At 48.8% G+C, this 20,628-nt stretch carries 19 protein-coding genes; 15 read left to right on the top strand and 4 right to left on the bottom strand.

From position 1 onward, the window contains the following. Positions 1–45: 45 nt before the first annotated feature. A complete protein-coding gene (gene queA, locus BWI97_RS04250) occupies positions 46–1,101 on the bottom strand; it encodes a tRNA preQ1(34) S-adenosylmethionine ribosyltransferase-isomerase QueA (RefSeq protein ID WP_094812371.1) in 1,056 nt (351 codons plus the stop codon). Positions 1,102–1,310: 209 nt separating this feature from the next. On the opposite strand from queA, the gene BWI97_RS04245 reads away from it, so the two are divergent. From BWI97_RS04245 to BWI97_RS04225, 5 genes are all read left to right on the top strand, one after another. Further along, positions 1,311–2,555: an ABC transporter permease gene (locus BWI97_RS04245; protein WP_102200157.1), complete on the top strand. Its 1,245-nt coding sequence runs from the start codon at positions 1,311–1,313 to the stop codon at positions 2,553–2,555. A gap of 181 nt (positions 2,556–2,736) precedes the next feature. Then, complete coding sequence (locus tag BWI97_RS04240; RefSeq protein WP_094812368.1) at positions 2,737–3,117, top strand: hypothetical protein; 381 nt, start codon at positions 2,737–2,739, stop codon at positions 3,115–3,117. Between the two features lie 77 nt (positions 3,118–3,194). Next, positions 3,195–4,037, top strand: coding sequence for a DUF3822 family protein (locus BWI97_RS04235; RefSeq protein ID WP_102200156.1), 843 nt, complete (start codon positions 3,195–3,197; stop codon positions 4,035–4,037). A 36-nt stretch (positions 4,038–4,073) separates the two neighbouring features. Then, positions 4,074–4,535 (top strand): pantetheine-phosphate adenylyltransferase, encoded by a 462-nt coding sequence (gene coaD, locus BWI97_RS04230; protein ID WP_094812364.1) that lies wholly within the window; start codon positions 4,074–4,076, stop codon positions 4,533–4,535. Between the two features lie 97 nt (positions 4,536–4,632). After that, positions 4,633–5,697, top strand: a complete 1,065-nt coding sequence (locus BWI97_RS04225) for an NADH:flavin oxidoreductase/NADH oxidase (RefSeq protein WP_094812362.1) — start codon at positions 4,633–4,635, stop codon at positions 5,695–5,697. Between the two features lie 104 nt (positions 5,698–5,801). On the opposite strand, the gene BWI97_RS04220 is transcribed toward BWI97_RS04225, so the two are convergent. After that, positions 5,802–6,485, bottom strand: coding sequence for an NUDIX hydrolase (locus tag BWI97_RS04220; protein ID WP_094812360.1), 684 nt, complete (start codon positions 6,483–6,485; stop codon positions 5,802–5,804). 206 nt (positions 6,486–6,691) lie between these two features. On the opposite strand from BWI97_RS04220, the gene pyrE reads away from it, so the two are divergent. Continuing rightward, positions 6,692–7,327, top strand: coding sequence for an orotate phosphoribosyltransferase (gene pyrE / locus BWI97_RS04215; RefSeq protein ID WP_094812358.1), 636 nt, complete (start codon positions 6,692–6,694; stop codon positions 7,325–7,327). A gap of 479 nt (positions 7,328–7,806) precedes the next feature. On the opposite strand, the gene BWI97_RS29180 is transcribed toward pyrE, so the two are convergent. Then, complete coding sequence (locus BWI97_RS29180) at positions 7,807–8,625, bottom strand: DnaJ domain-containing protein (protein ID WP_094812356.1); 819 nt, start codon at positions 8,623–8,625, stop codon at positions 7,807–7,809. A gap of 149 nt (positions 8,626–8,774) precedes the next feature. Next, positions 8,775–9,872 carry a DNA-processing protein DprA gene (gene dprA, locus BWI97_RS04205; protein ID WP_102200155.1) on the bottom strand — a complete coding sequence of 366 codons (1,098 nt, stop codon included), beginning with the start codon at positions 9,870–9,872 and terminating at the stop codon, positions 8,775–8,777. A gap of 193 nt (positions 9,873–10,065) precedes the next feature. Here dprA and BWI97_RS04200 point away from each other — a divergent pair, with 193 nt between their 5' ends. The 9 genes from BWI97_RS04200 (at position 10,066) to BWI97_RS04160 (ending at position 20,437) form a co-directional block, all read left to right on the top strand. Continuing rightward, positions 10,066–11,823 carry a cytochrome c peroxidase gene (locus tag BWI97_RS04200; protein WP_094812352.1) on the top strand — a complete coding sequence of 586 codons (1,758 nt, stop codon included), beginning with the start codon at positions 10,066–10,068 and terminating at the stop codon, positions 11,821–11,823. Between the two features lie 98 nt (positions 11,824–11,921). Next, entirely contained in the window at positions 11,922–12,944 is a 1,023-nt protein-coding gene (locus BWI97_RS04195) for an SPASM domain-containing protein (RefSeq protein ID WP_094812552.1), read from the top strand. A gap of 194 nt (positions 12,945–13,138) precedes the next feature. Beyond that, entirely contained in the window at positions 13,139–13,918 is a 780-nt protein-coding gene (locus BWI97_RS04190) for a ParA family protein (RefSeq protein ID WP_094812349.1), read from the top strand. Between the two features lie 101 nt (positions 13,919–14,019). Then, positions 14,020–14,880 carry a ParB/RepB/Spo0J family partition protein gene (locus BWI97_RS04185; RefSeq protein WP_233207749.1) on the top strand — a complete coding sequence of 287 codons (861 nt, stop codon included), beginning with the start codon at positions 14,020–14,022 and terminating at the stop codon, positions 14,878–14,880. A gap of 73 nt (positions 14,881–14,953) precedes the next feature. Then, positions 14,954–15,568, top strand: coding sequence for a DUF5683 domain-containing protein (locus BWI97_RS04180; RefSeq protein ID WP_094812345.1), 615 nt, complete (start codon positions 14,954–14,956; stop codon positions 15,566–15,568). Positions 15,569–15,692: 124 nt separating this feature from the next. Further along, positions 15,693–16,409, top strand: coding sequence for a 4-hydroxy-tetrahydrodipicolinate reductase (gene dapB / locus BWI97_RS04175; protein WP_102200153.1), 717 nt, complete (start codon positions 15,693–15,695; stop codon positions 16,407–16,409). Positions 16,410–16,506: 97 nt separating this feature from the next. Then, positions 16,507–17,640 carry a signal peptidase I gene (gene lepB, locus BWI97_RS04170; RefSeq protein ID WP_102200152.1) on the top strand — a complete coding sequence of 378 codons (1,134 nt, stop codon included), beginning with the start codon at positions 16,507–16,509 and terminating at the stop codon, positions 17,638–17,640. Positions 17,641–17,804: 164 nt separating this feature from the next. Next, on the top strand, positions 17,805–19,415 hold the full coding sequence (locus tag BWI97_RS04165; RefSeq protein ID WP_102200151.1) for a sodium/sugar symporter: 1,611 nt from the start codon (positions 17,805–17,807) through the stop codon (positions 19,413–19,415). 146 nt (positions 19,416–19,561) lie between these two features. Continuing rightward, entirely contained in the window at positions 19,562–20,437 is an 876-nt protein-coding gene (locus BWI97_RS04160) for an inositol oxygenase family protein (RefSeq protein WP_094812337.1), read from the top strand. The last annotated feature ends 191 nt before the right edge of the window (positions 20,438–20,628 follow it).

Raw genomic sequence — 20,628 nt, 5'->3', positions numbered from 1 at the left:
AAAACGCAAAAACCGGACGTATGGCTAGTACACGTCCGGTTTTGGCTATAAAATCAACATTAGATCACCGTAACTAAAGAACTTGTATTTCTCCTTCATCGCAATCTCATAGGCCTGCATGACGAGATCATAACCACCGAAGGCACAAACGCCCATCAGTAGTACGGACTCGGGCAAGTGTAGATTGGTCAGCAGGGCATTACTGATTTTGAAGTCGTACGGAGGAAAAATGAACCGATCGGTCCAGCCTTCACTCGGTTTCAGGCGGGAATTCGCCGATACGGATGATTCCAGCGTTTTCAGTACGGTATTTCCAACAGAACAAACGCGTTTATTGGCGTCGAGCGAAGCATTAACCACCTCAGCCGTAACGGGTGGAATGAAATACGGCTCGGAATCCGTTTTGTGTTTAGTCAAATCTTCCACGTCAACCTGACGGAACGTACCCAATCCCACATGCAGAGTGATGGGCGTAAATTGCGTTCCGTTGATTTCCATTCGCTTGACGATGTTCTTGGTAAAGTGCAAGCCTGCCGTTGGGGCAGCTACGGCTCCTACCTTATTATCATCGGCAAAAATCGTCTGGTAACGTTCGCGATCTTCATCGGTCGTTTTACGACGGTTTTTGATTTCCTCCGGTAGCGGCGTTTCACCCAGTTCGTGGATGGCCTTCATCAGGGCACTGTGATCACCGTCGTACAGGAACCGAATGGTACGGCCCCGGGAAGTCGTGTTATCAATCACCTCGGCTACCAGATCACTGTCGCCAAAGTATAACTTATTGCCCACCCGAATTTTACGGGCCGGGTCAACGAGTACGTCCCAGAGGCGATGTTCACGGTTCAGCTCCCGCAACAGGAAAACTTCAATTTGAGCACCGGTTTTTTCCTTGCTTCCGTAGAGACGGGCCGGAAAAACTTTCGTATCGTTGACTACCATGGTATCTCCGTCGCCGAAGTATGATACAATGTCACCGAATTTTCGATGTTCAATTTGCTTGGTTTGCCGGTTAACTACCATCAGCCGGGAATCGCCGCGTTCGGCCGGGTGAAGAGCGATAAGATTTTGCGGCAAATCAAATTTAAATTCGGATAACTTCATGGAATTCAGCTAGATACCAGATAGTTTTGGCTAAATATGCAATTTCTTACTACCGAATGTCAAGCTTTTTTGGATTTTTTGTGAAAATCTTTTAAATGCTGGGTGCCGTTTAACCCAGAAAAACAGGCCTTTCCTCCACATTTTGCTTGCACCCGACGGGGCGATCGTTCTACTTTAGATTTTCCCTAATGACGAGAAGAATTCCCGGTATGAAATTTCTTCGACAAGTGTTCGAAAGCCTCCGTTTCGCCTGGCAGGCCCTGCGGTCAAACCTCCTGCGTACCATCCTTTCGCTATTGGGTGTAACGGTTGGGATTTTTTCCATCATTGCCGTTTTTACAATGGTCGATTCCCTGGAAAACAGCATCCGGGAAAGCCTGAGTTTTACGGGCAGTAATACGCTGTTTGTATCCAAATGGTCCTGGGATTACAGCGAGCCGAATTACGCCTGGTGGAAATACTTCCGTCGCCCTGCTCCGAGTTTTTCTGAATATCGTTTTCTGGAACGTAATCTGGAGAATGCCCAGTACATCGCCATTTCGGACGGGCGGGGTGGACAAACGCTTAAACACGGGAATAATTCAATGACGGCGGGTGTGCGGGGAATCACCTATCAGTACAATCAGATTTCGGATTTACCCGTCGAAAAAGGACGTTACTTCAGCCCCATGGAAGAAGAGGCCGCCCGTAATGTGGCGGTGATCGGAGCCGACATTGCGGCTAATTTGTTTCCCTACGAAGAAGCCGTCGGTAATTACATCCAAATTAAAGGCTTGCGTTTTCAGGTAATCGGCGTCATTGAACGGATCGGTACGGGTATGTTTGAGATTGGCGGTAAGCCCGACATTCGTTGCTATATCCCGTACCTGGCCTTTTCAAAACTTTTTCATACCAAGTATTCCGAACCGAATATTTCCATCAAAGGATACGACCGCGACGAGAAACTTCAGGAACTTGAGGGCGAGCTAATGGGCCTGATGCGAACCAAACGCGGCCTTAAACCCTACCAGGAAGATAACTTTTCCATCAACCGTCCCGAAGCCATTCAGAACATTGTCGAGACGATCTTTAGTGCCTTACGCGGAGCAGGCCTCATTATTGCCTTGTTTTCGTTGCTTATTGGGGGATTCGGGATTGCCAACATCATGTTCGTATCCGTAAAAGAACGCACAAACCTGATTGGCATTCAGAAATCGCTGGGAGCGAAAACTTACTTTATACTATTTCAATTCCTGTTTGAAGCCATCTTCTTAAGCCTGATTGGCGGTCTGGTGGGGATCGTGCTCGTCTGGCTACTGACTTTTTATCCGCAGGAAACCCTAACCATCGAACTTTCGCTGCGAAACATCCTGATTGGGTTGGGCGTATCCAGTACAATCGGACTCCTTTCGGGCATCGTACCCGCCTGGATTGCCGCCCGGATGGATCCGGTACTGGCGATTCGTTCCAAGTAATTTTGCTGGCAATATTTTTTAAGCCGATAGCTAGGAAAAAAACACGAAGCATAAGCAAAATTCAATAAACGTACTTTTCTTTGGCCCCGCACCAGGCCCTGAACTATCGCACAACAACCCTGCGGAGAAAAGGCTGGTAACACCCACACCTGGTGCTCCAAACGTAATTAAACAACCTATCATGAAAACCTTTGGTAAAGTTTTACTCGGCTTACTTGTCGTAACCATTCTTGTATTCTGGGTATTGACGCTCATTAATTACTCAGAAGGCGAACGAGCCGGAACGATCACTCGATTCAGCAAACGCGGTTACGTATTCAAAACCTGGGAAGGCGAGTTGCTACTGGGCGGTTTTTCTGAAGGTACAGGCCAGATGAATGCTGAAAAATGGGAATTTAGCGTAGATTCGGGCAAAGATTCAACGATCAATACCATCAATGAAGCGTTACGCTCTGGCCGCCGGGTAACGCTTTATTACGAAGAAAAACTCTTTCAGTTTGACTTTGACGGCGAAACCAAGTTCTTTGTAGTACGGGCTGCGTTCGCTGACGGACGGCCCTAGGCTGCCAGGGATGAGGGGGTTGGTACCCTGGCTCGCCGGAATCGTGTTGAATCCCCTTATCCCTATATACTCATTCGATGATGACCGCTGCTACCCACTTTCGGCAGGAAGCCCTTTCGCTGACAAGTGTCAGTTCGTATATTCTTACACTTGGACTGGGATCGCAGGAACTTCAAATCAGTATCATCGATCCTGCTCGGAATCGTTGCCTCTGGCTTGACGAATATGCTCTGATGGAAGTCAACACGGAAGAAGAGTACCTGACGGCCATTCAACGTCTGCTCAGCGAGCACGAATTGACGCAAAAGACGTTCTGGAAAGCCGTACGGGTCATTATTTCCAATCAGTCCTTTACCCTGGTGCCTACTTCGTTGTTTCGGAAGGAATATGCGGCCCGGGCTCTGTCGCTGGCACGTGGACTGGTAACCAGTCACGAATCCGTACAACACACCGTACATCCAGCGTGGGAAGCCGTCACCGTTTTTTCCCTACCAGTCAGCTGGACGGAATGGCTGCTGGAAGTATACCCGTTTGAAACCATTCAGATCGTTCACCAGGTCGATATTTTACTGCAACTCAGTACAAAAATTACGGAAGAAGGCCTGTTGCTGTACGTAGAAAAACAGGCTGCTACGCTAATTTATTTACAGAACGGAAGGCTGCATTATTGCAACCGCTTTGTATACCGGGCCTCTGCTGATTTAATTTACTACATCCTGTTCGTGTTGCACGAGCTTAAAGTCAATACGGAAGTGGTACAGGCCTGGGCTTTCGGAGAGATTACCGAAGCATCCGATGTATACCAGGGCTTACTGCCCTACCTGGCTCAGTTAACGCTGGGTCTGCCGGAGTCTGTTGCTATTCCCGAGCTATCCGCCGATCAGGTCCCGTCTCACCGGATGGTTACTTTAATCAGTTAAATTTTCTTCCTGACAAGCTTAACGTCAATCGCCCGAATGCCTCGTATTGCCTTTTTCCCCGGTTCGTTTGATCCTTTTACGAAAGGACACGAAGACATTGTTCGGCGGGGTCTGAAACTGTTCGACGAAATCATCATTGGCATTGGCCACAATTCCAACAAAAAACGTCATTTCCCGCTGGAGCCCATGACTCGCTCTATCCAGCGGACGTTCATCAACGATCCGGTCCAGGTCGTGCCGTACCAGGATCTAACGGCCCGCGTTGCCCGCGACAACGGAGCCACTTTTCTGTTACGCGGCTTACGAAATACAACGGATTTTGAGTATGAAAACAGCATTGCTCAGGTAAACCGTGATTTATACGAAGGCGTAGAAACGGTTTTCCTGATCTGTTCGCCGGAACTGGCTCCCATTTCCAGTACCATCATCCGTGACCTGCACCGCTACGGGGCCAGGGTAGATCAGTATTTGCCCTATCCCGTCAGTGAATTGGAGTAAATGTATACGCGGCTTGCCGAGAGAGGAATGCTGAACCTTTTTCGGGCGTATTTTTTTTAGTGACAGATCTTTCTTCGGATTTTAAAACATTGGAAATATGTCACGTTTGTTTGCTCCATTAACGCTAAAAAAAATTACGCTTCGCAATCGGATTGCCATTTCACCCATGTGCCAGTACTCGGCCGTCGATGGTTTTGCTAACGACTGGCATTTGGTGCATCTGGGAGCCCGGGCTATCGGCGGAGCCGGATTGATTATCCAGGAAGCTACGGCCGTTTCACCCGAGGGGCGTATTTCACCCCAGGATCTGGGCATCTGGCAGGATGAGCATCTCGATAAACTTCAGCAGATTACCACTTTTATTCGCCAGCAGGGAGCAGTACCGGGGATTCAGCTGGCTCATGCCGGTCGGAAAGCCAGTGGGCGTCGTCCCTGGGAAGGAGAAGGCAAGGTCCCTGTGGAAGAGGGCGGCTGGACAACCGTAGCCCCCAGTGCTATTCCGTTTCGGGAAGAAGAACCCGTTCCCACGGTCTTGGACGAAGCGGGTATTGCGAAAGTGATCAACGATTTTAAAGAAGCCGCCGGCCGTTCTTTTCGGGCAGGGTATGAACTGATCGAGATTCACGCGGCTCACGGCTATCTGATTCATCAGTTTCTTTCGCCCTTAAGTAACCAGCGAACGGACGATTACGGTGGAAGTTTTGAAAACCGGATTCGCTTGTTACTCGAAGTACTGGAAGCCGTGCATACGGTCTGGCCGCAGGAATTACCCGTATTTGTCCGGATTTCGGCGAGTGACTGGGCCGAAGGCGGTTGGGATGTGGAGCAGTCCGTCCAACTAGCGAAAGTACTGAAAACGAAAGGAGTGGACCTAATCGATTCCTCTTCGGGCGGTTTAGTATCCTACGCCCGCATTCAGGCTGGACCGAATTATCAGGTACCTTTTGCCGAGCAAATCAAAAAAGAGTCCGGTATGCTGACCGGAGCGGTAGGCATCATTACGAAAGCGGAACAAGCCGAAGCTATTCTCGAAAATGGGCAGGCCGATCTTATTTTAATCGCCCGCGAATCGCTCCGTGACCCCAACTTTCCCCTGCATGCCGCTAAAGTGTTAGGGGACGATATAGCCTGGGTTCCACAGTATGAACGGGCCAAACGCTAAAGATGTAAATCGAGCTTATTCTCAGATAAAAAAATCGAAAAAAAAGTCCCGAAAGCCATGCTGCCTTCGGGACTTTTACCTTGTATGTGCTTCGGTACCAGTTATTAAACCGATACGCTATTCCAAAGCCGGTCAAAAACGTAGCGAATGGAGCTGTAAGAATCGACCATGGCGTTCTGGACTTCTTTTTTCGTCATCCAGGCAATTTTTTCGATGTGTTCCTCCTCCTGAGGTTGCATGTGCTGGTCGTCAAGGCAAGTCATCCGGTACCACTTCGTACGCTTTAGGATTCGGTTGCCGTTGTGCGTATAGGTATGCCAGGTGGTGCAGATTTTCTCGCCCAGTTCTGCCTGTAAGCCCGTTTCTTCTTCCACTTCGCGTAAGGAAGCTTCTTTCGATTTCTCGCCCGGATCAAGTTTTCCTTTCGGTAAGTCCCAGCGTTTGAGGCGGTAGATCAACAGCATTTTGTCGTCTTTGAAGACTACGCCACCAGCTGCCTTTACCACTTTGAAGTAATTTTTCAATCTTCCTTCGGCGGCCTTCTGATCGGCTACCTGTAACAGAATGCTTTGCAGAGCTGCCGGGTGTTCGTCGTGAAGAAGATCCATTAAACGCTCCGTAGTGGCCAGCGAAGCGTTGAGAATAAGTACATGACCGTGTAAATTTTCGGTTTTAATAACTTCAAGACGGGTGTCAATCACCACGTCAAAGTCACGTTTTTCCCGTAGTAAATCAGATCGCTGAGCATCAGTCAGCTTAACGGGACGGTCGTTGATAAACAGGACCATGCAGGAGTTCTCTAATGGTTAATGGTACAAAAGTAAGCGATGTTGCGAAAGTCTCTATCCTCGAATCTACAAAGTATCGCCTGGATACGACGAAAACCGGAGACCCGCCTACAACGCGGAAGGAATAGTCTGCGTTCCGGTATGGATTATTTTTAGAAGCCAACGCTGGTTGCTGGAACCCCGCAACTTCCTTTTATTTTTGTGCCATGGAATCAACTGTAGCAGCCCGCGTGGCTGAAATGCTTTTGGAAGTAAAAGCTGTACGTCTAAGTCCTGAATCGCCTTTTACCTGGGCTTCGGGCTGGAAATCACCCATTTATTGCGACAACCGGGTTACGCTTTCTTCGGCTCCGGTTCGTACGTACATCAAAGAAGCACTCGCTGAGGCAATCAAAACCCAGTTTGCGGGTGTCGAAGCCATTGCTGGAGTTGCCACAGCGGGTATTCCGCAGGGAGCTTTGGTGGCTGATGTGCTGGGCTTACCCTTTCTATACGTTCGTCCGAAACCGAAAGAACATGGCATGGGCAATCAGATTGAAGGTCGTCTGGAAGCGGGTCAGAAAGTCGTCGTGATTGAAGATTTGATTTCGACGGGTGGAAGCTCATTGAAAGCCGTAGATGCGTTACGAAACGCCGGAGCTGAAATCGTGGGTATGGCGGCTATTTTTACCTACGGTTTTCCCGTTGCCGAACAAAATTTCCAGCAGGCAGGCGTTACGCTTCACTGTTTGAGTAACTATAATGCCCTAGTAGAAGCTGCCGTACCTCTGGGTTATATTACCGACGATCAGGTAGATACACTCAAGGAGTGGCGACAATCGCCTGATACGTGGCGGCAGTAATGATCGTTTATTTCTATCTATTTACGTTTTCCTAGACAGTGTAGAATTCGGTCCTAGTAAACACGGAGAGCTAGTAACCTCTTTCTATTTAACGATCTGTGGCTCCTTTGGAAGGTCGTTATTCACCTAGACGAAGTTTGGGGCCGCATACACGGCTATTCGGTAGCCTATCAGCCACTCCACGACTAACGATAGCCTGCTTTAGCCCACCGCATTGCAGCTATCGTAGGTCGTTACGCGGTGATAGGCGGGAGGGGTTTTCATCTTCTGATATTTATTAGTGTATTAGCATAGTCGACGACATAAACCGATCCCCGTCCTATCCCATTCCATGGCGGGCTCAAGCCGCCTAATCCCTTAGCAATACGGTGGACCGAGCAAAAGGAAGTGAGCGGTGTTCGCGATACGGACTAAAACACCAGCCGTCTCAGCGGGACGGAAAACGCACCTGATGCTGTCTAAGATAAACGATGATCGTATCATCGTAGGTTACAATAGTCATGAACCAAAGTTTTCGCTTCCGTTTCGCCCAAACTGGCAGCTTTTTGCCAATCTTCACAGGCTTGCAAGGAATCTTTTTCCAGCCAGAAGTTGGTTCCCCGCATGGTCAGAGCTTTGCCATTTTGAGGGGATAGCGTCAGTACCTTGTTGAGATGCGAGCGGCTCTGGGCGTACTTCTTCAGGTAATAGCTACAGGTAGCCAAATTAAAGTACAAGTCTTCATCGAAAGGATCTTCCTGCGAGGCTCGCAACAAATCCGGATAGGCCGTCTGAAATTCTCGTAACCGCAATAATACCTGTCCTCGCAGACGATAAGCCGAAGTAAGGGTTTCGTCGTGGTGAATGGCCTCGTTAAGTTTCCCCATCGCTGCGGTCGTATCTTCATCGACTAGCAACCGGGTGGCATCCGCTACTTCGGTTACGGCTTGTTTCTGTTCGTATTGCTGAAAAGCAACCACCCCCAACGCCACGAATACAACCAGTAAGCCAATGCCCGGAATCAGCCAGCGATGAACCGTAGGTCGTGGTGGCTGCACCGGAGTAGGGCGGGGTCTGGGCGGCGGTGGCGGCGTAACGGGGGGCTGAGTTCCGTAGGTAAGCTTTAGATCGTACGAAGCTCGGAGAGCCGGATCGGAAAGTACCCGGTAGGCTTCATTGATAGCCTTGAAACGCTCTTCTGCCTGGGTTTGACCGGGATTTTTGTCCGGATGCCAGGTTACGGCCAGCTTTCGGTACGCTCGCTTGATCTCTTCAATGGATGCCCGGGAAGAAACGCCAAGTTGTTCGTAATGAGTCAAAGTTTTAATAGATTCTGAGCTTTACAGTGGTATGAACTAGCCAGTTGAGTAGTTCTGGAAAAGATAAATCGGTTAGACCAGACCTTGCTAGTCGGATGGGGATGTTGTGCTTTTAAACTTCAAACCTACTCAAACTTTCAACTTACTTCTCAGGCCAAACCGTATACTTTTCCCGGCAAACTTTTAATGAATCCCTGAAATTCCAGATTAAGCAGTAAGGAAGCCAGTCGGGACATAGGTAATTGCGATTTCCAGGCCAGATCGTCTACGTGCATGGCTCCTGAATCACGAAAAAGGCGAATAATCTGACTTTCTTCCTGCGAAAATCGGCTTAAATCCAGGGTTGGCATTTTCAATGGCTCCCCATTTTCTTGCCAGCCTAATGTCTCAATCATCTGCGGTACACTGGTAAAAATAGTGGCCTTATTGCGGGCAATCAGGGAGTTGCATCCTTCTGAATTTGGGCTGGTCAGGTTGCCCGGTACCGCAAAAACGTCCCGGTTGTAGTTATTGGCGTATTCGGCAGTACCCATTGCCCCGCCTCTAACCGCCGATTCAATGACAATGACTACGTCCGAAAGTCCGGCAATGATGCGATTACGGTCCAGAAAAAAACGGCGGTCTGGTTGCGTACCCAGGGTTTGCTCCGAAAAAAGACCTCCTTTTTCCTGCATTTGTAAAGCCGTTTTCTGATGCACAGCGGGATAGACCAGATCCAGGCCATTCGCCATGACTCCAAACGTGGGCAAATCGTGTTTCAAAGCCGCCTTATGAGCGGTAATGTCAATTCCGTAGGCCAGTCCACTAATAATAGCCGCCCGATAGGGAACGAGTTGTTCAACAATTTCTTCGGTAATTTTTTTTCCGTACTCACTGGCTCGCCGTGTACCCACAATGCCTACGCTTCGTACGGGATTGACCGAGCCTTTTCCTTTTGAAAAAAGCAGAGCGGGTGCGTCGTAAACGGATTTGAGCCGTTGCGGATAGCCCTCTTCATTGAAAGCGGTAATCTCAACAGCCTCCCGTAAGGCTTGTTCGAGTAGCTGCTCGGCCTGGACAAAAGTGCTTTTGGCGGCGATGTTTCGCGAGAGCAAATCACCAATACCCCGTATTTTCTGAAGTTTTCCGGGAGGAAGTTTAAAAACCGCTTCTGCTGAGCCGCAATGGGCCATCAGCAAGCGGGTAAGCATATCGCCTACGCCCGGCGTAAGCCAGAGGGCCAGTTGATATAAACGATCCGAATGCATGCCTAAAAAGAGGTTGAATACCCCGGAAATGTGGCGAAAATCCAGGAATTAACTACTAAAAATGATCGGGAAATTCCTGAGCGGTAGAATGCTTTTGAATGAAAGTCCCGCCAGAAAAAGAAAGAAAATCCTGAAAAAGAGCGGTACTTTTGAGTGAAAAACCTGGTGATCCTTCCCAAACCCCCTTGTCTCTATGTCCCGTTGGTGGATTATTCTGATTGGAATCGTACTCTTACCGACTTTGCCCGCCTGGCACAGTCAGACCCGTGTGGAAGATGTTAAAACGCGTTTTCAACAACGTTTGATTGAATTTGAACGAACAGCCGAACGCCTCGAACTGAGTTACCCGCTGGATACGGTCAATTCCCGCCAGTCGTTTCTGAATGCTCGTTTGGCTTATAAACGAATTGAGTGGCTGGTAGAAGGCTACGATCCCGTCATGGCTCGTCAGATCAATGGTCCGCCCGTCGATGAAGTGGAAATGGAAGATCAGCTCCTGATTGAACCCCAGGGGTTTCAGGTGATCGAATCGATCATTTTTCCACGATTAGATACCACTCGACTGGATGAATTACAGCAGGAATGCGAGCAATTAACGATCAATGCCGGACTCCTACGGAAACATCCCTGGCTCAACGAACTTAAAGAGGTTAATTTCTGGGATGCCATGCGGCTCGAACTAGCCCGCATCGCGACGCTGGGTATGACAGGCTACGATTCGCCGACGGTACGGTATTCGCTCCCGGAAGCAATTGCTTCGCTGGAAGGCTGTGAGGATTTGCTGAAAGAATACGAGGATGTGCCGGATATTCAGAAGTTATTAGCAGAGACCAAACAAAGCTTACAGACTGAATTTGATAACCTGGACCGTTCGGCTTTTCTGACGCAGCGACTGCGACCGTTGTGTAAAGCCCTGGAAAAGTACCAGCAGGAATTGGGGATTAAATCGCTGGAAGATGACGGTCGATTCCTAATACCCACGGCCTGGTGGATTTTTGACGAACAGCTTTTCCGGCCCGAGCTGTACAGTCCTCATCCCGAATGGACGGCTACGGAAGAACGGATTGCTCTGGGACAGAAACTGTTTTCAGAACCCCTGCTTTCCGGAAACGGACAGCGGAGCTGTGCCACCTGCCATCAGCCGGGGCGAGCGTTCACCGATGGGTTGCCGAAGAGTATGGCCATGGGCAACCATGGGTCCGTACCCCGAAATGCTCCTACGCTCTGGAATGCTGCGTTACAGGCTACGCTGTTTCAGGATGCTCGCTCGGCTTCCCTGGAAATGCAGATTGCGGATGTGCTACGGAATCCGCTGGAAATGGATGCTTCGCTGGCCTCGGCGGTTGACAAGCTTTCAAAAAATAAAGCCTATCAGGAAGCTTTTCAGAAAGCGTACGGAGAATTAAATCCGCCGCAGGTAATGAATGCTCTGGCCGCCTACTTGCGGTCTCTGGAACGGCTCAACTCCCGCTTTGATCAGTACATGCGGGGAAACGACGCAGCCCTGAATCCGGAAGAAAAACGCGGACTGAACCTGTTTGCCGGAAAAGCGAAGTGTGCCACCTGCCATTTTTTGCCCCTGACCAACAGCATGTTACCGCCTTCGTATGAACATTCGGATGTGGAAGTACTGGGCGTTCCTGCCAACGCGGATTTATCAAACCCTCGGCTGGATACGGATCGGGGAGCGGGTGTCATCGCTAATTTCGACGTTGTCCGTTATGCCTTCAAAACGCCGACGCTCCGTAATGTCGAGCATACGGGTCCGTACATGCACAATGGCGTATTTCAAACCCTGGAGGAAGTTGTTGAGTTTTATGATCGGGGCGGAGGCCTGGGTATTGGACTGAACGTCCCCAATCAGACCCTTTCGCCTGAGCCTTTGCACCTGAGTGCTCAGGAAAAATCCGATCTGGTTGCGTTCATGAAAACGTTGACGGATTTGCCTTAACTGGAAATTTCGGAGCCTGTCGGGAATAAATACTGAGAAAAGAGAGTTTGCCGATGGGGAGTAGCCGGCCCATGTCCGGCCTTTTAGCTGACCGTATGATCAACCGTAACCTTAGCGATGGACTGAATTTCGCCTCCAAACTCACCGCCCGGCGAGTCTGGAACGGACTGAAAGTCGTATCGAGCTATATCGAATCGAAGATTACCCAAAAGCCCGTGCATCGGGGTTTGCCCATTGCTTTATCCTTTGAGCCTACGACCTCCTGTAACCTGCGTTGCCCGGAATGTCCGAGTGGCCTGCGGTCGTTTACCCGGCCCACGGGTATGCTCGAAGGGGATCTGTTCAAGCGTACGATCGATGAAATTGGAGCCGAATTGCTGTACCTGATTTTTTATTTCCAGGGCGAACCCTACCTGCATCCGCAATTTCTGGAGATGGTGCAGTATGCTTCCCAGAAGGGAATTTATACGGCGACTTCCACCAACGCTCATTATCTGACCGACGCTAACGCAAAGAAAACGGTCGAAAGCGGTCTCGACCGACTCATCATTTCCATCGACGGTACCACCCAGGATGTGTATCAGCAGTACCGCGTAGGCGGGAAGCTGCATAAAGTTATCGAGGGGACGAAGCATATTCTCAAGTGGAAAAAAGAACTGAAGTCGCAGACGCCCCACGTCATTTTTCAGTTTCTGGTCGTGCAGCCCAATGAGCACCAGATTGAGGACGTGAAAAAGCTGGCAGCTGAACTTGGCGTGGATGCAGTCGGATTGAAAACGGCCCAGATCTACGATTACGAAGGAGGGGATCCACTAATTCCGACCATTGACAAATACTCCCGCTACGCCAAACAAACGGATGGTACGTACCGCATCAAAAACAAATTCGTGGATCACTGCTGGAAAATGTGGCACAGCTGCGTGATTACCTGGGACGGGCTGGTAGTACCCTGCTGTTTTGATAAAGATGCCGAGTACCGACTGGGCGACCTCAAGCAGGATTCCTTCAAGCAATTATGGAAGTCCAAACCTTACGAACAATTCCGGGCTTCCCTGATTCGAAGCCGTTCGGAAATTGAGATGTGCAAGAACTGTACGGAAGGCACCAAAGTATGGGGTTGAGGAGGCCCAAAGCCCGACAAATCGCCTGATTACTTATTTTTTTAGGGTACTTTGCTTAATAAGGCACTGACAATCAATAAGAGTTTCTACCCCTGCTTCAAGAAAAACTTTTAGCGTGAAACTTCGTGGAACATTTGCTAGGCAATCCGGTGGTTTGTTCGCATCTTTGAAATTCTAACGCACTGAGTTTACTTATGGCCAAAGTCATTGCCATTGCCAACCAGAAGGGGGGAGTCGGGAAAACCACCACTACGATCAACCTCGCCGCTAGTTTGGCAACCCTGGAGTACCGCACGTTGATTGTAGACGCTGACCCACAGGCTAACTCTACGTCGGGACTCGGGTTCAATCCGAAAGAAATTGAAAATTCCATCTACGAATGCATGGTCGATGGAATTAACGTATCCGATATCATCATTCAGACCGAAATTGATTACCTCGATCTGATTCCCTCGCACATTGATCTGGTTGGGGCGGAAATTGAAATGATCAATCTGAAAACCCGCGAAGAAAAAATGAAAGAAGCCCTGGCTTCTGTTCGCGATGAGTATGATTTCGTCATTATCGACTGTTCGCCTTCGCTGGGCTTAATTACGATCAACAGCCTCGTGGCTTCTGATTCCGTCATTATTCCCGTACAGTGTGAATACTTCGCTCTGGAAGGCTTAGGGAAGTTGCTCAACACGATCAAGATCATTCAGACGCGACTGAACACCAACCTGAGTATCGAGGGAATTCTGTTGACGATGTATGATCTGCGGGTACGGTTATCCAATCAGGTGGTGAATGAAGTAACGGCTCACTTCCAGAATATGGTTTTTAATACCATCATTCCCCGGAACATCCGTCTTTCCGAATCGCCCAGCTTTGGGGTGCCTGCCATTGCTCACGACGCAGATTCCAAAGGAGCCATCAGTTACCTGAACCTGGCCCGTGAAATTCTGACCAAAAACGGCTTAGTAACCATAGATTGAGAAGAGTTGGGCGTTTAGGTACTCGCCTGAACCCTAAGCAGTGACGACATGAATAACACCAATAAAAAAGGGTTGGGTTAGGACGCGGTCTGGGAGCCTTATTGCAGGATTCGGACTCGGTGAACAACAGCCGACCCAGTGCAACCCCGTTGTCGGCTCTGGAGCACATTAGCTCCATGAACGAGATCAATGTTAACTTTATCGAAACGAATCCTTTTCAGCCCCGTACGCATTTCGACGAAGAGTCGCTGGCGGAACTGGCCGAATCCATTCGTATTCAGGGAATTATTCAGCCCATTACGGTTCGTCAATTGGGCCGTGAGCAGTATCAGCTCATCTCGGGTGAACGTCGCTTGCAGGCTTCGAAACGGGCCGGTCTGACGCACATTCCGGCGTACGTTCGCACGGCCAACGACCAGCAGATGCTGGAAATGGCTCTAATCGAGAACATTCAACGGGAAAACCTGAACGCCATCGAAATTGCTCTGAGTTACCAACGATTGATTTCGGAGTGTAACCTGCGACAGGAAGAACTCGGCGATCGCGTAGGTAAAAACCGGACGACGGTGAACAACTACATTCGTCTACTGAAATTACCACCGGTGATTCAGGCGGCTTTGCGGGATAATAAAATCTCCATGGGCCACGCCCGGGCTATCATCAACATCGACGATGTGGATACGCAGCTGAGCCTGTTCAAACGCATTGTTGACGAAGACTGGTCGGTACGGCGGGTAGAAGAAGAGGTCCGGAAAATCCAGAATCCGGAACTGGCTCAGGATAAAACCAAAAAAGTGCCTTTAAAGCAGGAAATCCGTAATCTTCAGTTTCGGCTTTCCTCGTACTTCGGATCAAAGGTTTCCATTAAGTCCGATGAAAAAGACAAAGGTGAAATCCGTATTCCCTTTACCAATCAGGAAGATCTGGATCGAATCCTGGGTGTATTGGGTGAGTTATCCTAAGAATATTTAACAGTTTTTAGAAGTGATACGAAGTAAATCAGAGCGTTCTTTGGCCTTTCATTTATCAATCGCCATGAGGTTTCTGATTTATTTCGTATTGTTTTTAGGACTGGTAAGACCCGCATTAGCCCAGAAAGCCGATTCGGTACAGATTGCCCGCGTAGGCGTTGATTCGCTGACGAAATCCATTCCCGAGCCGAAAGGAAAGCTTAGAAAACCCCTGAACATTGTTCCCAAGTACGCCACGTATCGTTCGCTGGCGTTACCAGGTTGGGGGCAGGCTTACGTACGGCAGTACTGGACCATTCCCATCATATACGGGGGATTTGGTGCATTGGGGTACGCCATTCACTGGAATCAGGTCCGATACAAACAGTCCATAACGGCCTGGCAAAGTCTCATTGATCAAAAGGTTACAACGGTGCCTGTCACTATTGGAGGTACGTACTACAATGCTTTGAATCAAGACCAGCTAAGGCAAAGAACATCTTTTTACCGTCGACAACGGGATTTATCCATTATCGGCTGCGTAGTGCTTTACGCGTTTCAACTCGTGGAAGCGAACGTTACGGCTCACCTGAAAACCTTTGACAATACCGACGATATTTCATTCCGGCTAAAACCAGGCGTGCAGACCGATTACGTGAGCACGCCTATGGGGGTCACGGCTGTTTTTACGTTGAAATAATCCATCGTTTAAGGTTTGGACGGAATTGAAGTTTAAGGGTTGAGTTTTACACAGACCTTAAACTTTTAAACCTAAAACGCTTCAAACCAAAAACTACCTAAAAGCAAACCTGAAATTCATTTCCATGCGAATAGTACTCCTGGGCTACGGAAAAATGGGCAAAGTCATTGAAGGCATTGCCCTTGAACGTGGCCACGAAATTGTAGGTCGGATCGACGAAACCAATCGGGCTGATTTTGCCAGCTTTTCGCCCGCTACGGCCGATGTCGTGATTGAATTCAGTCACCCCACGGCTGCCTTACAAAACCTGAAGGATTCGATCGGACAGGGCTTGCCCACCGTATGCGGTACCACGGGCTGGCTGGAACATCGTTCGGAAATCGAAGCCCTCACGGCTAAAACCAGCGGAGCCTTTTTCTACGCTTCCAACTACAGCATTGGTGTCAACCTGTTTTTCCGTCTGAACAAACAGTTGGCTAAACTGATTAGTCCGTACCCGGAATATCAGGTGGAGATGACTGAAATTCACCACATCCATAAAAAAGACGCTCCGAGTGGTACGGCCATTACCCTGGCTGAAGGCATTTTAGAGGTGAATCACCGTCTGTCCCAATGGGCATTGGAAGAAGGCGATGGACGTAGTACCTTGCCCATCAAAGCGTTGCGGGAGGGGGAAGTGCCGGGTACGCACGTCGTAACCTACGAATCCGCGGTCGATTCCATTGAGATCAAACATACCGCCCATAACCGCCAGGGTTTTGCATTAGGGGCCGTCGTTGCCGCTGAGTGGCTGGTAGGGAAAGTAGGCGTATTTGGTATGGATGATTTACTGGGCGTATAAGAAAACAAACGCGTTTGACGTTGGAGAAAGGTTGACAGTAAGGGGATTGGCCCGTTAAAGTGCTACCAACTGAAAACAGAAACTGTATACTGAAAAAATGGAAGTAAAAACTGTACATCAGGAGCAACCCAAAAAGAAGAAGTCGGCATTTCGGGAGTGGCTGGATTCTATCGTGTTTGCGGTAGTAGCCGCCACGCTGATTCGCTGGTTGTTTCTGGAAGCCTATACGATTCCTACGCCCTCGATGGAAAACAGCCTGCTGGTGGGGGATTTCCTGTTTGTAAGCAAACTGCATTACGGTACCCGTACGCCCCAGACGCCGTTGCAGGTGCCTCTTACACACCAGAAAATCTGGGGTACGAATATTGATTCATACCTGGATTGGGTGAAACTTCCCATGTACCGCCTGCCCGGTTTCTCGCACGTGAAAAATGGAGATGTGGTCGTTTTCAACTACCCGGATTCGCTCCACTTGCCCGCAGATTTACGGCCGAACTACATTAAGCGTTGCATCGGTATTCCGGGAGACGTAGTAGAGGTACGAGCTACGCAGGTTTTCATTAATGGTAAAGCCATGGAAAATCCGCAGAAAATGCTTCAGCCTTACCGGGTGTATACCAACGAACCCCTGGATGAGAAGTTTTTCCTGAAATACGACATCTGGAATCGTCGCAATGAAAGCCCGAATGTATTTCCTCTCACGGAGCTTGATTCCGTACGTAGAGAAATGATTACCGTTGGCTATGAAGTAAATACGAGTGCCGAGGTAGCCCAAAAATTCAAGGAAATGGGCATGCGGGTAGAACCTAAAATCTACGAGAAAGGCGAACGGAGTGAGTTTATTTATCCCAACTCTCCTTTATTTGACTGGAATCAGGATAATTTCGGTCCGCTTCAGGTTCCGAAGAAAGGGGAAACCATTCAGCTTACGACTGAAAATATTGCGAAGTACCGGGACGTCATTGAAAATTACGAGTACAATGACAAAGTAGAAATCGATGGTACGACGGTGAAAATCAATGGTACTGCCGTTTCAACGTACACGTTCAAACAGGATTATTACTTCATGATGGGGGATAATCGCAGCAACTCGGCCGATTCGCGGTACTGGGGTTTTGTTCCTTCCGATCATATCGTCGGAAAAGCCGTCTTTATCTGGATGTCGCTGGATCCTGAAGGAAGTTTCCTAAACAAAATTCGCTGGAAACGTCTGTTTCACTTGATCGACTAACTAGTAAGTCTTGTCTTTTTACAAGGCCCGTGTTCGGAAGAATACGGGCTTTTTTGTTTGTGAGTAATAAAAACAATTTTTTAAGGAAATAATCATAATTTAGAGCCTCTTGGATGATTTGATTGCCTGCTGAACTGATTCGTTCATTTAATCTCTAAACCCCTATGCAAGGCTTGCAACGTATTGATTACGGTGTCTTTCTGATTTATTTCTTGCTCGTTTCTTCTTATGGCTACTGGATTTACCGCCGCAAAAAGTCCAGTGAAACCAATACCAAAGATTTCTTTCTGGCGGAGGGCTCACTAACCTGGTGGGCGATTGGGGCTTCGCTGATTGCGTCCAACATTTCTGCCGAGCACTTTATCGGCATGTCGGGCTCGGGTTTCGCGATGGGACTGGCCATTTCTTCGTACGAATGGATGTCGGCAGCTACGCTGATTATTGTAGCCATTTTCTTCATTCCCATTTATCTGAAGAACAAGATTTATACGATGCCGCAGTTTCTGTCGCAACGGTACAACGATACCGTGGCAACGATCATGGCCGTATTCTGGCTGTTGCTGTACGTGTTTGTAAATCTTACCTCCATTCTGTACCTCGGGGCCCTGGCCGTTGAAACCATTTCCGGCGTACCCTTCACCACCTGTATGCTTGGACTGGCCGCTTTTGCCATTTTTATTACCCTTGGTGGTATGAAGGTAATTGGCTATACGGATTTGATTCAGGTGGTAGTACTGATCATGGGTGGCGTTGCAGTAACGTTCTTAGCCCTGCAAATGGTATCGGATCAATGGGGCGGAAACGGCGTAATTGATGGGCTGAGTTTGCTGCATACGCACGCCAATGGCCATTTCCACATGATCTTTTCCGAAGGACATACTTACTACTACGAATTACCCGGCATGGCCGTACTTTTTGGCGGTATGTGGATTAACAACCTGAATTACTGGGGCTGTAATCAGTACATCGTGCAACGGGCTTTAGGGGCCGATCTGCCGACGGCCCGGAGCGGTATTCTGTTTGCGGCGTTTCTAAAACTCGTCATTCCGCTCATCTGTGTGATTCCCGGTATTGCGGCGTACGTGCTTTATCAGAACGGGGCTTTTCAACAGGAAATGGTTGACGCTGCCGGAAAGGTAAAACCCGATCACGCGTACCCAACGCTGATGAATCTCCTGCCGAGTGGCTTAAAGGGACTGGCGTTTGCAGCCCTGACGGCGGCAATTGTAGCGTCACTGGCGGGAAAGTGTAACAGTATCTCGACGATTTTTAGTCTGGATATTTACAAGAAATTCCTCAATAAAGATGCTTCCGAAAAACAGACCGTTTTAATTGGAAGAATAGCGGTGTGGGTGGCCTTTGCCATCGCCTTACTCATCACGCCGCAATTACGTCACCTCGAACAGGCGTACCAGTTCATTCAGGAATACTCCAATTACCTGACGCCCGGGGCCTTCGCCCTGTTTTTCCTGGGGTTGTTCTGGAAGCGTACGACCTCCACGGCAGCTCTCGTGGCGGCGAGTGTATCCATTCCGCTGGCGTTGCTGTTCAAGTGGCTACCCGATACACCCATTCCTTTTCTGCACCGTACGGGCTGGTGTTTCCTGATTCTGGCGGCACTCATGATTATCATTTCACTGCTTGATACGTCCAGTAAATTCAATCCCAAAGGCTTGGTACTGACGCGATCCATGTTCCGGATTTCACCTTCGTTCGTCGTTTTTTCGGCCCTGGTTTGGGGGATTATTGCGGCGTTATACACGGTTTTCTGGTAAAAAAAGAATATACGTTCTGAGATTAGTTCAAAAAATACTATTTATTGTCTAAGCATTTTTGAAAATTAAATTACCTTTGAAAAAACGGTAACGAATTCAATTTCAACGGCATAAACGATTTTTCTGTCCTGTTAAACCAAGAAGTAATGAAAACCGACTTCAGTCCTCAAGAAAAAGCACCGCTATCGAGTCTCGACGTTTGGGAAGATGATTTGCTGGAACGTTATCCCGAGCCGGAAACGACGGCCAAGGCCAAGGAAGAGTTTCGGAATTACGATAATCCGGAGCGGGATACCGTACGGGAGTTCTATCGCCTTAATCATACCTACCAAACCTACGACTTCGTTCAGCAGAAAAAAGCGGATTTCCTGAAGTTTGATCGGAAAGAAATGCCCATTTGGGAGGCTTTCAATTTCCTGAATACGCTGGTGGATGATTCCGACCCGGACATTGAACTCGACCAGTTGCAACACCTGCTCCAAACCTCGGAAGCCATTCGGGCCGACGGTCATCCCGACTGGTTTGTCCTGACGGGTCTATTGCACGATATGGGAAAAGTACTATGTCTATTTGGCGAACCGCAGTGGGCGGTGGTAGGCGATACGTTCCCGGTGGGCTGTAAACCTTCGGATAAAATTGTCTATCCCGAATTCTTTGAAGCCAATCCGGACAGCAAAGACGAACGCTACAACACCAAATACGGAGTTTATGAACCCAATTGTGGTCTGAACAATGTGCATCTATCCTGGGGTCACGACGAATATCTGTACCACATGATGAAAGATCACATGCCTGAGTCGGCTCTGTACATGATGCGGTACCACTCGTTTTACGCCCAGCATCGGGAAGGAGCCTACGATCACTTGATGGACGATCACGACCGCGAAATGTTCAAATGGGTGAAGCTCTTCAATCCGTATGACTTGTATTCGAAAGCTCCCGTACCACCCAATGTGAAGGAGCTCAAACCGTATTACGAAGATCTGATTGCGAAATATCTGCCCTCAACGATTAAATTCTAGTCGAAGAGGCATACTCCGCGTTAGAGGCGGGGCTATTTGATTGAAACTCTTTGGTTCGGGTATCACTAACCCCGAAGAGGTTCAATTTCATTAGCCATGGGTGCAACCCATGGAAGAAATGGGAGCCAAGGTCATAGATACAGGTGACAATTGGAATAAAAAGAAACCCCCGACTCATCACAAGTCGGGGG

The organism is Siphonobacter sp. BAB-5405 (assembly GCF_002872335.1).
Lineage (GTDB): Bacteria > Bacteroidota > Bacteroidia > Cytophagales > Spirosomataceae > Siphonobacter.
The sequence above is the reverse complement of the archived record's forward strand: the minus strand, read 5'-3'. Positions and strand labels throughout refer to the sequence as shown.

Coding starts and splice junctions, on each gene's coding strand:
- BWI97_RS04180 (WP_094812345.1), top strand. CDS start 14,954: ATGAGGTTTCTGATTTATTTCGTATTGTTTTTAGGACTGGTAAGACCC.
- BWI97_RS04165 (WP_102200151.1), top strand. CDS start 17,805: ATGCAAGGCTTGCAACGTATTGATTACGGTGTCTTTCTGATTTATTTC.
- coaD (WP_094812364.1), top strand. CDS start 4,074: ATGCCTCGTATTGCCTTTTTCCCCGGTTCGTTTGATCCTTTTACGAAA.
- BWI97_RS04190 (WP_094812349.1), top strand. CDS start 13,139: ATGGCCAAAGTCATTGCCATTGCCAACCAGAAGGGGGGAGTCGGGAAA.
- BWI97_RS04160 (WP_094812337.1), top strand. CDS start 19,562: ATGAAAACCGACTTCAGTCCTCAAGAAAAAGCACCGCTATCGAGTCTC.
- BWI97_RS04240 (WP_094812368.1), top strand. CDS start 2,737: ATGAAAACCTTTGGTAAAGTTTTACTCGGCTTACTTGTCGTAACCATT.
- BWI97_RS04245 (WP_102200157.1), top strand. CDS start 1,311: ATGAAATTTCTTCGACAAGTGTTCGAAAGCCTCCGTTTCGCCTGGCAG.
- BWI97_RS04225 (WP_094812362.1), top strand. CDS start 4,633: ATGTCACGTTTGTTTGCTCCATTAACGCTAAAAAAAATTACGCTTCGC.
- queA (WP_094812371.1), bottom strand. CDS start 1,101: ATGAAGTTATCCGAATTTAAATTTGATTTGCCGCAAAATCTTATCGCT.
- lepB (WP_102200152.1), top strand. CDS start 16,507: ATGGAAGTAAAAACTGTACATCAGGAGCAACCCAAAAAGAAGAAGTCG.
- BWI97_RS04200 (WP_094812352.1), top strand. CDS start 10,066: ATGTCCCGTTGGTGGATTATTCTGATTGGAATCGTACTCTTACCGACT.
- pyrE (WP_094812358.1), top strand. CDS start 6,692: ATGGAATCAACTGTAGCAGCCCGCGTGGCTGAAATGCTTTTGGAAGTA.
- BWI97_RS04235 (WP_102200156.1), top strand. CDS start 3,195: ATGATGACCGCTGCTACCCACTTTCGGCAGGAAGCCCTTTCGCTGACA.
- dprA (WP_102200155.1), bottom strand. CDS start 9,872: ATGCATTCGGATCGTTTATATCAACTGGCCCTCTGGCTTACGCCGGGC.
- BWI97_RS04220 (WP_094812360.1), bottom strand. CDS start 6,485: ATGGTCCTGTTTATCAACGACCGTCCCGTTAAGCTGACTGATGCTCAG.
- dapB (WP_102200153.1), top strand. CDS start 15,693: ATGCGAATAGTACTCCTGGGCTACGGAAAAATGGGCAAAGTCATTGAA.